This is a genomic window from Streptomyces sp. NPDC002499, from assembly GCF_053595415.1.
In genome coordinates, this window is the sequence record NZ_JBSFXO010000018.1 from 21,966 (window position 1) to 36,150 (window position 14,185).

13 protein-coding genes are annotated in these 14,185 nt (G+C 69.8%); 7 read left to right on the forward strand and 6 right to left on the reverse strand.

Annotated elements, in window-relative coordinates; genetic code table 11:
- The first annotated feature begins 8 nt into the window (after positions 1 to 8).
- The gene (locus ACWD5F_RS41765) at positions 9 to 887 is read left to right on the forward strand and encodes an oxygenase MpaB family protein (RefSeq protein WP_451261437.1); all 879 of its coding nucleotides are present in this window, start codon (positions 9 to 11) and stop codon (positions 885 to 887) included.
- On the opposite strand, the gene ACWD5F_RS41770 is transcribed toward ACWD5F_RS41765, so the two are convergent.
- Positions 880 to 1,710, reverse strand: coding sequence for an NAD(P)-binding domain-containing protein (locus ACWD5F_RS41770; protein ID WP_451261438.1), 831 nt, complete (start codon positions 1,708 to 1,710; stop codon positions 880 to 882). The two genes, ACWD5F_RS41765 and ACWD5F_RS41770, sit on opposite strands and share 8 nt — an antisense overlap.
- 9 nt (positions 1,711 to 1,719) lie before the next feature.
- Positions 1,720 to 2,121, reverse strand: a complete 402-nt coding sequence (locus ACWD5F_RS41775; protein ID WP_451261439.1) for an Imm7 family immunity protein — start codon at positions 2,119 to 2,121, stop codon at positions 1,720 to 1,722.
- Between the two features lie 71 nt (positions 2,122 to 2,192).
- On the opposite strand from ACWD5F_RS41775, the gene ACWD5F_RS41780 reads away from it, so the two are divergent.
- Together ACWD5F_RS41780 and ACWD5F_RS41785 are read left to right on the forward strand one after the other, a co-directional pair.
- Positions 2,193 to 2,978, forward strand: a complete 786-nt coding sequence (locus ACWD5F_RS41780; RefSeq protein ID WP_451261440.1) for a polymorphic toxin-type HINT domain-containing protein — start codon at positions 2,193 to 2,195, stop codon at positions 2,976 to 2,978.
- Between the two features lie 2 nt (positions 2,979 to 2,980).
- Entirely contained in the window at positions 2,981 to 3,463 is a 483-nt protein-coding gene (locus ACWD5F_RS41785) for an SMI1/KNR4 family protein (RefSeq protein ID WP_451261441.1), read from the forward strand.
- A 127-nt stretch (positions 3,464 to 3,590) separates the two neighbouring features.
- Here the strand turns inward: ACWD5F_RS41785 and ACWD5F_RS41790 are convergent, their stop codons facing one another.
- From ACWD5F_RS41790 to ACWD5F_RS41800, 3 genes are all read right to left on the reverse strand, one after another.
- The gene (locus ACWD5F_RS41790) at positions 3,591 to 4,328 is read right to left on the reverse strand and encodes a dienelactone hydrolase family protein (protein WP_451261442.1); all 738 of its coding nucleotides are present in this window, start codon (positions 4,326 to 4,328) and stop codon (positions 3,591 to 3,593) included.
- 212 nt (positions 4,329 to 4,540) lie between these two features.
- Positions 4,541 to 5,590 (reverse strand): carbon-nitrogen hydrolase family protein, encoded by a 1,050-nt coding sequence (locus tag ACWD5F_RS41795; RefSeq protein ID WP_451261443.1) that lies wholly within the window; start codon positions 5,588 to 5,590, stop codon positions 4,541 to 4,543.
- A gap of 19 nt (positions 5,591 to 5,609) precedes the next feature.
- Positions 5,610 to 6,629 (reverse strand): phenylacetaldoxime dehydratase family protein, encoded by a 1,020-nt coding sequence (locus ACWD5F_RS41800; RefSeq protein WP_451261444.1) that lies wholly within the window; start codon positions 6,627 to 6,629, stop codon positions 5,610 to 5,612.
- 262 nt (positions 6,630 to 6,891) lie between these two features.
- On the opposite strand from ACWD5F_RS41800, the gene ACWD5F_RS41805 reads away from it, so the two are divergent.
- Together ACWD5F_RS41805 and ACWD5F_RS41810 are read left to right on the forward strand one after the other, a co-directional pair.
- Positions 6,892 to 7,857, forward strand: a complete 966-nt coding sequence (locus ACWD5F_RS41805; protein ID WP_451261445.1) for an AraC-like ligand-binding domain-containing protein — start codon at positions 6,892 to 6,894, stop codon at positions 7,855 to 7,857.
- Between the two features lie 177 nt (positions 7,858 to 8,034).
- Entirely contained in the window at positions 8,035 to 9,192 is a 1,158-nt protein-coding gene (locus ACWD5F_RS41810) for a hypothetical protein (RefSeq protein WP_451261446.1), read from the forward strand.
- A 166-nt stretch (positions 9,193 to 9,358) separates the two neighbouring features.
- Here the strand turns inward: ACWD5F_RS41810 and ACWD5F_RS41815 are convergent, their stop codons facing one another.
- The gene (locus tag ACWD5F_RS41815; protein WP_451261447.1) at positions 9,359 to 11,491 is read right to left on the reverse strand and encodes a glycogen debranching N-terminal domain-containing protein; all 2,133 of its coding nucleotides are present in this window, start codon (positions 11,489 to 11,491) and stop codon (positions 9,359 to 9,361) included.
- A 223-nt stretch (positions 11,492 to 11,714) separates the two neighbouring features.
- On the opposite strand from ACWD5F_RS41815, the gene ACWD5F_RS41820 reads away from it, so the two are divergent.
- Together ACWD5F_RS41820 and ACWD5F_RS41825 are read left to right on the forward strand one after the other, a co-directional pair.
- Complete coding sequence (locus ACWD5F_RS41820) at positions 11,715 to 12,740, forward strand: LacI family DNA-binding transcriptional regulator (protein WP_451261448.1); 1,026 nt, start codon at positions 11,715 to 11,717, stop codon at positions 12,738 to 12,740.
- Positions 12,741 to 12,898: 158 nt separating this feature from the next.
- Complete coding sequence (locus ACWD5F_RS41825; RefSeq protein WP_451261449.1) at positions 12,899 to 14,143, forward strand: ABC transporter substrate-binding protein; 1,245 nt, start codon at positions 12,899 to 12,901, stop codon at positions 14,141 to 14,143.
- The last annotated feature ends 42 nt before the right edge of the window (positions 14,144 to 14,185 follow it).

A 14,185-nucleotide genomic window follows, 5' to 3' on the forward strand; every position in this document is an offset into this window, starting at 1 on the left:
CACCTCCGTTGATACCGGACCCGCCGCCCGAGCCCCTCGGTCCGTCGTCGTTGGTGTGGCGCTACTTCAGCGACTGGCGAAGCCTGCTGCTGAGCCTGTGGGCCGGGTCGATGCAGAACATGCACCCCGGTCTCGGCGCGGGCGTCCAGGAGCACTCGCACTTCTTCGAGGAGCGCTGGCAGCGGCTGTTCCGCTCGCTCTACCCGATCGCCGGGGTGGTCTACGACGGCCCGGACGCGGCCCGTACCGCCCGCCAGGTCCGCGACTACCACATCGGCGTCAAGGGCGTGGACCGCCACGGCCGCCCCTACCACGCTCTCGACCCCGACATCTTCTTCTGGGCCCACGCGACCTTCGTCATGATCCCGGTGCTCGTGTGCCAGTACTTCGGCCGCCCCCTGACGACGGAACAGAAGGAACAGCTCTACGCCGAGAGCCTCCAGTGGTACCGCCTGTACGGCGTCAGCGACCGCCCCGCCCCCGCCGACTGGCCGGACTTCTGCGCCTACTTCGACCGCATGTGCACCGAGGTCCTCGAGGACAACTGGCCGACCCGCGCGGTCCTGGACATCCGCCACATAGCGAAACCTCCCGCCCTACGCCGCCTGCCGGACCCCCTCTGGAAGCTCCTGCGCGTCCCGGTCACCCGCCCCATGGTCTGGCTCACCATCGGGATGTACCCACCGACGATCCGAGCCCGACTGGGCTACCGCTGGTCCCGCCGCAGCGCAGTCGCCCTGTGGCTTCTGGGCCGCACGGTCGCCCTCGGCTGGCATCTGGTGCCGTTCGAACGGCGCTACCACCCACGGGCGCGGGCGGCGTGGCGTCGTACCCGCGGACTGTCGGTGACGAGAGTGGAGACACCCCGCCGGAACCTGCCTAGTTGAGGTCGTCGGAGCCGCCAGAGCCGTCGGAGTCGTCAGAGTCATCGAGGTCGGTCAACAGGCCGTCGAGAGCGGTGTTGAGGGCGTCGACGTTGGCCCGGTCGAACCAGGTCGTACGGATGCGTTCGTTGCTCCCCTTCGGCGTCTCGTGATCGGCGGCGAGTTGGTGGAGAGTGCGGGTCTCGTCGCTCAGGGATCGCCCAACTCCCTGGAAGAGACTGCGGATGTAGGCGTCCGCCTCCTCGGAGGGGATGCCGTGGGCGACGGCCCATGACGTGAGCGTGGCGAGATACCAGTAGTGCGTGGTCAGGGTCCCCGTCAGCGCGGAGAAGACGTTGAAGGCCGCCTCGTCCGCGACCGGGAGCACCCCGCCGAGGCGCTCGAACAGGGCGTCCACCGCCGGGTGCGAGGGGTACGTCACGGTGACGGAACGACGTTCGCGTACGGCGGGCAGGGGGATGGCCCGTACGAAGGGGGCGTCGGTGGTCGCCAGCGTCGCGCGCAGGTCGTCATTGCCGACGCCCGCCATCACGTTGACCACGACCTTGTCCCCGCCCACCCGCAGACCGGCGAGCGCCTCGCGCCGATCCTGCCGCCGCACGGCGATGATCACCAACTCCGAGCGGTCGACGACCTGTTGGTTGTCGGCGCAGACGTGCACGCCGTCGTAGCGCGAGGCCAGCTCGCCGGCGACACGGGCGCCCCGGGGCGAGAGGAAAACCTCCGGCGCCCCACCCTCCCGCTCACACAGACCCGTCACGAGGGCGCGCCCGATCTCACCTACTCCGATGACACCGACGCGCTTCACAGCAGCGACCTCACTCATACCGTCTCCCTACCCGTTGCCGTCGAAGGGGTCTTCCAGCTGCGGGACACACGGAGACAGCAGCCCCTCCGTGTGCTCGGTGACCGCGCCCCGAGCGAGCCTGAATACCCGTACCTCGTTCTCATGGCCCAGGTCCTCGTCATCGCGGACGTGGAGGAGCCCGTAGGAGCCGGGAGCGACCTCCGCCACATGCTCGAACAGACCGACGACATCAGGCGATGAGCGGTGATTCGAGTGGCCTCCCAGGTGGATGAAGGGCTCGCCGTTCATCCACCTGAGGTCAAGGAGGTAGGGACTGGCCATCTGGGCGATGCGAAGCCGAAGGTCATCGACGACCTGCCGCAGTCGGCTCTCGTCGTCGTCATCGACCGCGGTTTCCCTAAGGGTGATCCAGCCGTGGTACTCGAACACATCGCGATCTTAGTGAGGTTGGTCGTCTGGTCGTCTGCCAAAGCAGCTTCGTACCCAGCACCGAAGTCCGCATGGCCGACGGCTCGTCCAAACCGATCAGCAAGATCAAGGCCGGCGACACGGTCCTGGCGACGGACCCACAGACGGGGGTCACGGCACCTGAGAAGGTCCAGAACGTCATCGTCACGAAGACGGACAGGGACTTCACGACACTGACGTTGGACACGGCGCCGGGGCGGGGTCCGCCGCAGCACGGGAAGACCAACATCCAGACCCTGACGACCACTTGGCACCACCCGTTCTGGGACGCGACGCGGCATCGGTGGACGGACGCGCGCGACCTCACCACCGGCACCAAGCTTCGTCAGCCGGACGGTACGACGGTTGTCGTTCGGGAGGTGCGCAATTTCCATCAGCAGAGCACTACGTACGACCTCACCGTCGGGACTCTCCATACGTACTATGTGCTGGCGGGGACCACGCCGATCCTTGTTCACAACTGCGATGGTGCGGTTACAGGGCATCCGGCAACTTGTACATGTGCCGATGGCGGTGTACCGAAGGTGCGTAATGGGAAGCTGGCGGGAGATGTTCACCCGAGGACGAATGTTCCATTCGATGAAAACGGCTTCCCCGACTTTTCTGCATGGCGCCATCCGGATGTGTCTGATGTCCGGATCGAACTTTCTGGTAGTCGCGGCACGGATTTCGCGAGAGCTAACCGTGAAGCAGGACTGAGTGAGACGCCAGATGGCTATACATGGCACCATCATCAAGAACCTGGCCTCATGCAGCTGATCGAGACAGAGGCCCATAAGCGGACGGCTCACACGGGTGGATTCTCCGGAGGGAGGTAGCGATGAGTCTACTGTTTGAGGATGGAGACTTTTATACGGGCCCACCGCTGAGCGGTGACATGGTCAGTCGGGCGGAGGAGACCCTGGGACTGCGGCTTCCGTCAAGCTATGTAGCGGTGTTGTCGGAGAAGAACGGCGGAGCATTGAAGCGGCGTTGCTTCCCCACGGAGTTCGCCACATCTTGGGCTGCCGACCATTTTGAGATTCGTGCACTTCTCGGAATCGGGGGGAAGTGGGGGATTGATTCCCTTTCTGGGCTGGGGAGCGCTGACCTGATCGCCGAGTGGGCGTATCCGGATATTGGCGTGGTCATCTGCGACATGCCTTCAGGTGGACATGATGCGGTAATGCTCGATTACTCTGAGTCCGGCCCGGATGGTGAGCCCTCCGTCGCCTACATCGACGAGGACCGCGTCCCTCGTAAAGTAGCGGGATCGTTTGAGGATTTCTTGTCCCGACTGGTTGCGTGTAGTCCACCGGTTTAACGCCGCCGTGATCCGCGCGGCTGTGCATCTGCCGCCCACCGCCATCGAGGACGGCCGGACCCGTCCTCGATGGGCGGCGGCAAGGCTGACACCGTCTAGGCAGTGGCGTCGGCCCGGCGGTCCGGCCCTACTTCAGATGCCGGGCGAAGAACTCCGCCGCCGCGTCCCCCGCGTACTGCGGAACCCCGGTGTGCCCGCCCATGTTCGCGTGCAGCGTCTTCTCCTTCGAGCCGAACGCGTCGAACAGGTCCAGGGCCACCTGGCGGTCGTTCCCCTCGTCGTCCCACTGGAGCAGGACGTGCAGCGGGATGGTGACCTGGCGGGCCTCCTCAAGGATCGTGCGCGGTACGAAACTGCCCGCGAACAGGACCGCCGCCGAGATGCGCGGTTCGATCGCCGCCAGGCGGGTCCCGATGGCGATCACTCCTCCCGAGTATCCGACCGGGCCGCCGATCCCGGGCAGCGCAAGCAGCGCGTCCAGGGTGGTTCGCCATTCCGGGACCGACTGTTCGACCAGCGGGAGGACGAGGCGGTCCACGATGTCGTCGGTGACCGGTTCGCCGGCCTGCAGTGCGCGGCGCATGTCGGTGCGGGCCTGTTCGACGCCGGGGAGGCGGGGTCGGTCACCGCCGCCGGGGAGCTCGATGGTGGCCGAGGCGTAGCCCTGGGACGCGGAGTGCCGGGCCCGTCCCGCCAGGCGGGAGTACATCTTCTGCAGTCCGCCGGGGTGGCCGAGAAGGATCAGCGGTGCCGGGACGGATGCCGAGGCGGAGGCAGGTGTCCACAACGTGCCCGGGATCTCGCCGAGGGTGAAGTCGCGTTCCAGGACGCCGTCTTCGAGGTGTCGTTCGGAGGTGAAGTGCATGGTCGTGCCCTTTCGGGAGTGCGCAGAACGGCGCTCCCGGACGACCTATCGCCCGACCGTGACCCCGGAGGAGAGCACCCACGTCGATACTGTGATCACGGGTACCACCTCCTCGTTCTCTCGCACGGCCTCCGGCAAAGTAGCAGGGGGTGCCGTGGGCCGCCAACGGGTTTTGCGGAGGCGACGGGTGGCGGTCGAGGTCGGTTGCCGGCTCATGCGCCGACCCGTGCCGCCTCCGGCTCCGGTGTCGGCTCCGTCATGAGCGCCTCGGCGTCCTCGAAGTGCTCCGCCGCCGCGGTGGCATAGGTGGCGTACTCCACCGGGCGTCGTTCGGTGCGGTTGAGGAGGAGGCGGGTGACGTCGGGGCGGGCGTAGTGGCCGACCGGGTCGGCGGCGGCCTTGGCGAAGGGGATCGCGGTCAGATCGATGTCGGCGTACAGGATGCCCTCGGTGTCCTCGGGGAGCGGGTCGGCCAGTGGGCGGCCGTCGGGGCCGTAGATCCGGGCGAAGCCGCCGCCGGGCTGGAGCAGTTGCTGCTTGACGGGGGTGTCGCAGAACAGGTCGATGGCCGCCTCGCCGACCACGGCGCACGGGGCGAGCACGAAGACCTGGCCCTCGGCTGCGTAGATCTGCGAGGCGGCGGTGTTGACCTCCGGGCCGAGCGCGTAGGCCGCTCCCTTGTACACGGAGAAGCTGGGCCAGGCGGCCACGTGGACCTGCTCGTGCTGGCTGAACATGGCGTACTTGGACAGTGGTTGGAGGTGTTCCCAGCAGCACAGGGCACCGACGCGGCCGAGTTCGGTGTCGTGGACCACCAGGTCGGAGCCGTCGCCCTCGCCGAACATGGTGCGTTCGACGTGGGTGGGCTTGAGCTTGCGGCGGGCGCCGACGAGTTTGCCGTCGGCGGAGATGAGCGCCTGGCCCATGTACAGGCTGCCGCCGCCGCGTTCGCTGAATCCGAGGGCCACCGCGATGGAGTTCGCGCGTGCGGTGTCGAGGAGGCGGTGGAAGCGCGGGCCTTCCAGGGTGAGGGAGTTCTCGTGGTAGCGGCCGACGAACTGCATGCCTGCGGCGGGGGAGTCCAGCCACAGCCACCAGGGGTAGCCGGGGACGAAGGTCTCGGGGAACGCGATGAGTTGCGCCCCCGCACGGGCGGCCTCCTCGATCAGGCCGATGCTCTTGTCGATCGTGGCGTCGGCGTCGAGCCATACCGGCTCGGCCTGGACGGCGGCCGCCTTGAACGCCCCTGTGTACTCGACCATGGTCAACTCTCCTCTGTCGTCAGGTGGTTGGGGACAGCGGCAGAAAGCCGGTGCGCGGGTCGCAGTTGATGTACTCGGCGGTCACCGAGCCGCTCGGCAGTACGGAGACCTCGTGCCAGAAGGCGACGTCCAGCGGGCCCTCGCCGCCGCCGACCATCCGGAAGAAGCTGGCGTAGATGTCCAGGTGCGTGCGGTGCGACCGGCACCAGGTCATCAGGTGCTCGAGCGAGGCGAACCAGGCGATGGTGCAGGCGCGGTCGAGCGGCGAGCCGTCGGCCGCCTCCTCGGTGAGGTTGCGGGCGGCGATACAGCCGGATCCGGCGTTCTCCGCCAGGAAGTCGACGCCCCGGTCCTTGACCGGCTTGACGTCGGCCAAATACGTCTCGCGGTAGAGCGTGCTGGCCGACCAGTCCTGCGCGGTGCGGATCAGCGCCACGTTTCGGGGTACGTCGACGCCGACGCGGCGGCCACGGGTCTCCCGGGTCGCGGGATGCTGTGGCTCGAAGGCCGGCAGCTCGGGCTCCAGCGTCTCGGTGGCCGACGCCGCGATGCGGTCACGGGCGGCGCCCCAGTAGTCGTGCACCTGCGTCTCGGGGAGTTCGAGGGCGCCGGACTGCGAAAGACCGCTGGTCGCGTAGTCCTCACGGCGGTGGGTGTGCAGCGTCTCGTTCCGCTCGACGGGGATCACCGACTCCTCGCGCCAGTGCCCGACCGGGCCCTGCACGGGCAGGCCGTCCCAGGTGGCGCGGACGGCCTCCGACTCCCGCCAGCGCCGGTGGCGGCCCGGGTCGTACCAGTACGCCAGCAACGCGACGTTGTGCGCTCCGGCGGTGTCGTAGAACGATCCGCGGTCGACCAGGTCGGGTCCGTCCGGCCCGATGAACAGCGCGGCGAGGCCCGCCGCGCCCCGCTCGGCCTCCTCCCGGGACGGCGCCTGGCAGCCGTACTGCGCGAAGACGAAGGCGTCCGTGCCCTGCGGGAACCGGGCGCTGTAGGCGGTGAAACGAGGGGTGTGCCCCGGCGGGGCCGTTCTCGGCATGGCGCGCTCCATCGACGGATTCGACGAACCGGACGAACTGTCCGTGACTCGAAGCGTGGGCCGCCCGGCGGCCGCGACTTGACCGCCAGCGCACCGGAACTTGCCCGAGAGGGAACTCGCGGGTTCGCGGGATCCGGGGTTCGTGGGTTCGTAGGTTCGCGGGCCGGTGGGTCACAAAACCGATACGCGCACGTGACCTCGGAGAAGCGCTGGGCGAGGCTATATAGGACGAGCAAATCGGTCATCCGGTGGAGGAGGCGCCGTGAGCCTTGTCCTTTCCACGGACTCCGTGCCCGCGGGCGAGCGGCGGGCCTATTGGCACGATGCCGTCTGGCGCACGTTCGTACCCCTGGACGTCTCCACCCCGAAGGACCCCGCGGACGCGCCCTTCTCCGGAGCGGTCAGGACCGACCGCCTCGGCCACCTCCAGATCTCCACCGTGGACGCCGACCCGGAGCGGGTCTTCCGTACTCCGCGGCTGATCGCCCGGGACAGCGCCGAGTACATGCTCATCGGCCTGCAGGGGTACGGCCCCGCCGTCATCACCCAGGACGGCCGGGACGCCGTCCTGCGGCCGGGTGACTTCGCCTTCTACGACACGACCCGGCCGTACACGCTGAGCTTCCCCGACCGCTTCCAGATGAAGGTCTTCCAGCTGCCCCGACAGGCGCTCGGGCTCCGGGAGTCCGACCTGCGGCGCATCACCGGCGTCACCCTCCGCGGCGACGAGGGACCGGCCGCCCTGGTGGCCCTCTTCCTGGCCGGTCTCGCCGCCGGAGCCACCTCCTGCCGCCCCCCGGTCGGCGACATGCTCGCGCGCAACGCCGTGGACCTGCTCACCACCCTCATCGCCGAGCACCTCGGCCGGGACACCGCCGATACGGACGCCGCCCATCGCGCCCTGCTGGTGCGGATCCGGGCCCACATCGACCACCACCTCGCCGATCCCGACCTCTCGCCGGAGTCCATCGCCGCCGCCCACCGCATCTCCGTCCGCTACCTGCACCGGCTCTTCCAGGACGAAGGCCCCACCGTCAGCCGCTGGATCCAGCACCGCCGCCTGGAGGAATGCCGGCGCGAACTGAGCCGCCCCGGCCGCATGAGCCCGACCGTGACCGCCGTCGCCCACCGCTGGGGCTTCGCCAACCCCGCGCACTTCAGCCGGGTGTTCCGGGCGGCGTACGGGATGTCCCCGCGGGAGTGGCAGGGGAGGAGTGGCGGCGCCTGATACGTCGGCCGGCGCCGCCCAGTTCCACGACGTACCGCCCATGCGACCGGCAACCGTCAAGTGGCGGAAGGCAGGGGGGCGTTGCCGGTAGCGTCCCGTATCGACCGGGTCAATCGGGTCAATGGGCATGGTAAACGATCAATGATCGTGGAAGTCGGATCACGGGGGCGGGAGCACATGACAAACCAGCCGGTGTTCGTCCTGGGCGACGAACTACAGGCCCTGGAGCGGGCCGAGTTCGAGACCGAGGCGGAGTTCCAGGAGCTGCTCGCGCGTCATCCACGGGTGCTGGACTTCGGCTCGCTGGCCGATGGCCGACCGCTGCGGCTGGTGCTGGTGGCCCGGGAGATGGGGGTGCCGACGAGCACGGACAGTGCCCCGGCGTACTGGCTGGATCATCTCTTCGTCGACGCCGACGGCGTACCGACCCTGGTCGAGGTCAAGCGGGCCACGGACACCCGCATCCGGCGTGCGGTCGTCGGTCAGATGCTCGACTACGCGGCGAACGCCGCCCGTTACTGGCCGGCCGCGCTGCTCCGGCGTTCCTTCGAGGACACCTGTGCCAAGGACGGCCGGTCGCCGGCGGAGGCGTACGGGGAACTCCTCGGTGACCAGGGCGACCGGTCCGCGGAGGAGTTCTGGACGACGGTCGAGGAGCGCTTGGCCGCCGGGCAGATGCGGCTGCTGTTCGTCGCCGACCAGATTCCGCTGGAACTGCGGGCGATCGTCGAGTTCCTGAACCGGCAGCTGCGGCAGACCGAGGTGTACGCGGTCGAGTTGACCCAGTACCGCGGTGGCGGCGACCTCCGCGTCCTCGTCCCCCGTGTGCACGGCGAGGTCGCCACCGCGGCGAAGTCCCCCTCGGGCCACCGCACCACGCAGCGGACCACCCGCGCCGACATGGACGAGGCGATCGCGTCGCGTCCCGACCCGGACGTACGGCGGACCGCGACCGCCCTGCTCGATCACGCGGCGGCCGCGGGACGGCTGGAGTGCGGTACGGCCAAGTACCGGAGCATGCGCATCTACTACCGCGTCTCCGGACGGGACGTACCGGTCGCGACGCTCTCCCTGCGCGAGGACCCGGCGAAGGACGACCTCTCCTTCGCCTTCGGCTCGATCACCTATCACCTCGGTCATGAGCGGGCGGCGGCGTTCGCCGCGTCCCTGCCGACGCTCCCCGGCCTGGGGGAGAGGCTGGAGGCGCTGCCGGCGAAGGGCTACAACGGCTGGCCGTCCGTCTTGCTGACCGCCCTCGCCGCCGAGCCCACCGCCGTCGAGGAAATCCTCTCCGCGATTCAGCAGCTCACCGACGGTCAGGAGTCGTCCGTCTGATTGCGCAGGGCGCCGCCCGGGAGGAACGCCCGCTTGTTCAGCCCGAGTTGCCCAGAAGTCGCTGCGCGGACCGAGCGACTCGGATGTTCACTCGGCGGCAGGGCAGCCGCCAAGTCTCCGCTGGTTCTGTCGTGTTGGTCGTGGCACCGGTCAGCCGAGCCGGCCCTCAGCCGAGCAACGCCGGATGTTCCTCGACGACCAGTCCCGCAGGCCCCGAAACCGACTCGATCCGCCCGTCGGAGCCGATGGCGACATCTAGTCGTTCTCCCGCGACCGTGAGCCCTGCGACGGTGAGCGCGCCGACGGGCAGTACGCCTGTTGGCCGGAGGCGGAGGCGGAGGCGGCCGGCGGGTACGTCGGGCTCCAGTCCGGTCAGGGCCGTCAGGAGGGCGATGGCCGCTGCCGCCGACCAGGCTTGTGGCCGGCAGGCGGCCGGGTAGGGGACGGGCGCGGGAGTGTCCGCGCGGGCGTCGCCGCCCCATAGCTCCGGCAGCCGGTAGTCGAAGGCCGGTGCCGCGTCGAGGATGCCCTCGATGAGACGGGTGGCGGCCTCGTGGTGTCCGGTGCGGGCGAGGCCGGCGACGGCGATCGCGGTGTCGTGGGGCCAGACGGCGCCGCAGTGGTAGCGCAGCGGGCCGAAGCCGCCGGCCTTGGACGACATCGTGCGCAGTCCGTAGGCGTCGGACATGTCCGGGGCGGCGAGCCGTGCCGCGACGATGGCGGTCTCGTCGGCGTCGAGTATGCCCGTGGCCAGGAGGTGGCCCATGTTGCTCGCGACGGCGTCGACGGGGCGGCCCGAGCCGTCAAGTGCCATGGCGGGATAGGGGCCTTGCCGGTCGGAGACCCAGAACCGGGCGCGGAAGCGGTCCGCGAGGGCGGCGGCGAAGGTGCGCCAGCGGTCGCCGTCCGGCAGCTCGAAGGCGTCGAGGAGTGCCGCTCCGGCGAGGGCGGCCTCGTAGGCGTAACCCTGCACTTCGGCGAGCGCCAGGGGCGCTTCGGCGAGGCTGCCGTCGGCGAACCGGGCGGCGTCCCCGGAGTCCTTCCAGCCCTGGTTGGCGAGTCCGGTGCCGCTGCGGTCGATGTAGGAGAGGAACCCGTCTCCGGCCCGGGCGGCGGTGTCGATCCAGCCGAGTGCCGCCTTGAGGGCGGGCAGCAGCGGTTCGATGTCGGCGGCGGGCAGGCCCCAGCGCCATGCGTCGTGGAGCAGGCAGATCCACAGGGGGGTCGCGTCGACCGTGCCGTAGTAGACCGGCGGGAGGCGCAGGCCCATCCCGTCGTCGAAGACTCCGCGCCGGACCTCGTGGAGGATCTTGCCGGGCTCTTCCTCCGCCGTCGGATCGGTGCGGGTGCCCTGCTGGGCGGCCAGGGTGCGCAAGGTGCCCAGGGCGAGGTCGGTGCCCAGCGGCAGAAGCATCCGTGCGGCCCACAGGCTGTCCCGGCCGAAGAGCGTGAAGAACCAGGGGACGCCCGCGGCCAGGAACGTGTCACCGGGTGACGCGGCCATGGCCATGCGCAGCGAGTGGAGGTCGTCCAGGCTCTGCGCGACGAGGGCGGGCAGGCGGCGGTCGTCGGCGGTGACATCCGGGCGTCGCCAGGTGGGCCGGGGGTCGGCTGCCGTGACGGCCGCGGCCGTGTCGGAGACCTCGACGGCCAGGTGCAGGTCGACGTTCTCGCCGGGCTTGACCGTGAGGGTCCAGGTGAGCGTGGACCGCTCGGCGTCGGGCGACGCGCCGGGGGCGCTGACGGTGACCGCGACGTCCTCGTCGCCCCAACGCAACACGCCGTCTCCGGAGGCGAGTTCGCCCTCAGGTTCAAGAGAGGACCGGGGCGCCAGGCCCGCCTTCGCGTGCTCGAGCGTCGCGAGGTCCCCGGCGATCTCGACCCGGACGGCGAGGTGCACCGGCGTCGTCGCGGTGGAGCGCACGGTCAGCCGTTCGGCGAGCCGGCCCGGGGTGACGGTGCGCCGTCGGTCGATCCGGACGGTCGGGTCGGCGATGGCGTCCCCGATCTCCTGCGTCAGGCCGACGAAACGGCTGCGGCCGGGTCCGTCCGTGGCGTTCATGACGGCGACGACCGGCAGCCACCCCTCCTCCGCGCTCCCGGACACCCCATCGCCCGCAGGTCGCAGCGTCACGCGCAGCAGACTCACCGCGCGTACGTCGGCGTGGAAGAGCCCGTGCACGGCGGCTCCGGGAGCGGCGGCGTCGAGGTTGCCGTCCGGCCGGGACAGGACGACCGTCGGGGCGGCGAGGGTGACCGCGAGGTCGTGCAGGAGCGGCTGCCGCTCGGGTGAGGTCATGGAAGCTCCGTCCGGTGCCCTGGTGTGGTGTGGGCGGTATGTGAGGTGGTTCGTGGGGGCGTTCTGTGACCGCGCCGACTCTTGACAGCCCGCGCCGGGATCGCCACAGTAACCGATTGGAACGCTAAATTTAACGTTCAAATCCAACTGGGACGTCGTGACACCGCGGTGCCACGACGGCGATACGCTGCGGCGCAGTGAACTTTGTGGAGGTGGCTTCGCGATGGCGCGAGTAACACTCGAGAGCGTGGCCCGGCATGCCTCCGTGTCGACACAGACCGTGTCCAACGTGATCAACGCGCCGCATCGGGTGCGCCCCGAGACCCTGGCCCGGGTGCAGGCCGCCATCAAGGAACTCAACTACCGCCCCAACCAGGCGTCCCGGACGCTGCGGACCCGGCGTTCACGGCTGATCGGCGCCCGCATCGAGCCGCTGCGCGACGGCGTCAACGGTGCCGTCCTCGCCCACTTCCTCCAGTCGCTGACCGCACGTACCCAGGAGGCCGGCTACCGGATCGTGGTGTTCACGGCCACCGACGACGACCACGAGTGCTCCCTGTACGAGCAACTGCTCGACGACCACGACCTCGACGCCTTCGTCCTGCACGCCACGCACGCCGGTGACCGCCGGACGGCGTGGCTCAGCGAGCGCCGGGTGCCGTTCGTGACCTTCGGCCGGCCCTGGGGAGCGGAACCGGATGCCGCCGAGCGGCACGGCTGGGTCGATGTCGACGGCGCGCAGGGGACCCTTGCCGCGACCCGGCACCTCATCGGGACCGGCCACCGGCGGATCGCCTTTCTCGGCTGGCCGGCGAATTTAGAAGTCGGTGACGACCGGCGCAGCGGCTGGTCCTCCCTCCTTGCCGTGTCCGGCATCGACACCCCCGCCGGCTACGACGTGGGTGTTCCCGACGGGCTCGACACCGGCCGCGAGGCCGCCGCGGCGATGCTCGACCTGCCCACTCCGCCGACCGCGATCGTCTGCGCCAGCGACTCGCTGGCGCTCGGGGCCTGGACCGAGATCACCGCACGCGGACTGCGCCCCGGGGCCGACGTCGCGGTGGTCGGCTTCGACGACTCGCCGACCGCGGCGGTCGTCGGCCTGAGCAGTGTGGCGCAGCCCTACGACGAAGCCGCCGCCGCCTGCCTGCGGATGCTCCAGGAGCTGCTGGCGACCTCCGAACCGCCGGCCGTTCCACCCGCCCCGATCCTGCTGTCGCCCCGGCTCGTCGTCCGCGCGAGCGGCTGAGCCGTCCGCGGCACCCGCCTCCCTCCCTCACCCTGCCGAACGGCGCCGTAGGCCGTTCCACCGACACCCGCGATCCCGATCACCGCCCCAGTGCGCCGGCGGGATGCGGCCCCCTCCGCCGCCGGCTGTTCAGGTCGGCCTGCCCTAGGAGATTTGTCATGCGAAATCCTCGTACGCGCTGGGCAGTCGGCGGTGCCGCGCTGCTGTCGCTCAGCCTGTCGGCCTGTGGAGGCAGTGGGTTCGACAGCGGAACCGACAGCCGGCAGTCGTCCGGGCCCGCTTCGATCAAGGTCCTCATCGCCTCCAGCGGCGACGCCGAGACGAAGGCCGTCACGGATGCCGCCGCGGCCTGGGCGACCAAGTCCGGCAACAAGGCCACCGTCACCCCGGCGCAGAACATCGACCAGCAGCTCGGCCAGGGCTTCGCCGCCGGCAACCCGCCGGACGTCTTCTACGTCGACGCCGCCCGCTTCGCGACGTACGCGAGCCAAGGCAGTCTCGACCCGTACGGCGACAGCTTCGCGGGGAAGGACGACTTCTACCCCGCGCTGCGGCAGGCCTTCACCTACAAGAGCAAGCTGTACTGCGTCCCCAAGGACTTCTCCACACTCGGCCTGCAGATCAACACCACGGCATGGGCGAAGGCCGGCCTGACCGACGCCGACATCCCCACCACCTGGCAGCAACTGGCGGCCGTGGCCAAGAAGTTGACGACGGGCAAGCAGGTCGGCCTGGCACTCGGCAACACGCGGGACCGGATCGGTGCCTTCATGGTCCAGGCCGGCGGCTGGGTGACCAACAAGGACGCCACCAAGGTGACCGCGGACTCGCCCGAGAACCTCAAGGCCCTGAAGTTCGTCCAGTCGCTGCTCGCCGACGGCTCGGCCAAGTACCCCAAGCAGCTCGACTCCGGCTGGCCGGGCGAAGCCTTCGGCAAGCAGAAGGCCGCCATGACGATCGAGGGCAACTGGATCGCCGGCGCCATGAAGAGCGACTACCCGGGCGTCACGTACAAGACGGTTCCGCTGCCGGCCGGTCCCACGGGCAAGAAGGGCACGCTCGCCTTCACCCAGTGCTGGGGCATCGCGGCCAAGAGCAGGCACAAGGCCGCGGCCGTCGACTTCGTCAAGGCGATGACCGCGAAGGACGCCGAGCTGGCCTACGCCAAGGCGATCGGAGTGATGCCGTCGCGGCAGTCCGCCGAGGCCGAGTACATCGCCCAGTTCCCGCAGGACAAGGCGTTCATCGACGGCGCCGCGTACGCCCAGGCCCCCGTGAACATCGCGAAGATCGACCAGGTGCTCACCGACTTCGACACCGGCCTCCAGGGGCTGCCCGATGCCGACCCGAAGCAGATCCTCGCGCGACTGCAGAAGAACGCGCAGGCGGTCGTGGGCCAGTGACCCGGACCACCCGGGCGACTCGGTGACACGGACAGGAACAGC

Excerpts from the sequence above, each read along its gene's own strand:
- ACWD5F_RS41795 (WP_451261443.1), bottom strand. The coding sequence starts at position 5,590 with ATGGTCGAGTACACAGGGGCGTTCAAGGCGGCCGCCGTCCAGGCCGAG.
- ACWD5F_RS41770 (WP_451261438.1), bottom strand. The coding sequence starts at position 1,710 with ATGAGTGAGGTCGCTGCTGTGAAGCGCGTCGGTGTCATCGGAGTAGGT.
- ACWD5F_RS41800 (WP_451261444.1), bottom strand. The coding sequence starts at position 6,629 with ATGCCGAGAACGGCCCCGCCGGGGCACACCCCTCGTTTCACCGCCTAC.
- ACWD5F_RS41790 (WP_451261442.1), bottom strand. The coding sequence starts at position 4,328 with ATGCACTTCACCTCCGAACGACACCTCGAAGACGGCGTCCTGGAACGC.
- ACWD5F_RS41810 (WP_451261446.1), top strand. The coding sequence starts at position 8,035 with ATGACAAACCAGCCGGTGTTCGTCCTGGGCGACGAACTACAGGCCCTG.
- ACWD5F_RS41820 (WP_451261448.1), top strand. The coding sequence starts at position 11,715 with ATGGCGCGAGTAACACTCGAGAGCGTGGCCCGGCATGCCTCCGTGTCG.
- ACWD5F_RS41780 (WP_451261440.1), top strand. The coding sequence starts at position 2,193 with ATGGCCGACGGCTCGTCCAAACCGATCAGCAAGATCAAGGCCGGCGAC.
- ACWD5F_RS41825 (WP_451261449.1), top strand. The coding sequence starts at position 12,899 with ATGCGAAATCCTCGTACGCGCTGGGCAGTCGGCGGTGCCGCGCTGCTG.
- ACWD5F_RS41785 (WP_451261441.1), top strand. The coding sequence starts at position 2,981 with ATGAGTCTACTGTTTGAGGATGGAGACTTTTATACGGGCCCACCGCTG.
- ACWD5F_RS41815 (WP_451261447.1), bottom strand. The coding sequence starts at position 11,491 with ATGACCTCACCCGAGCGGCAGCCGCTCCTGCACGACCTCGCGGTCACC.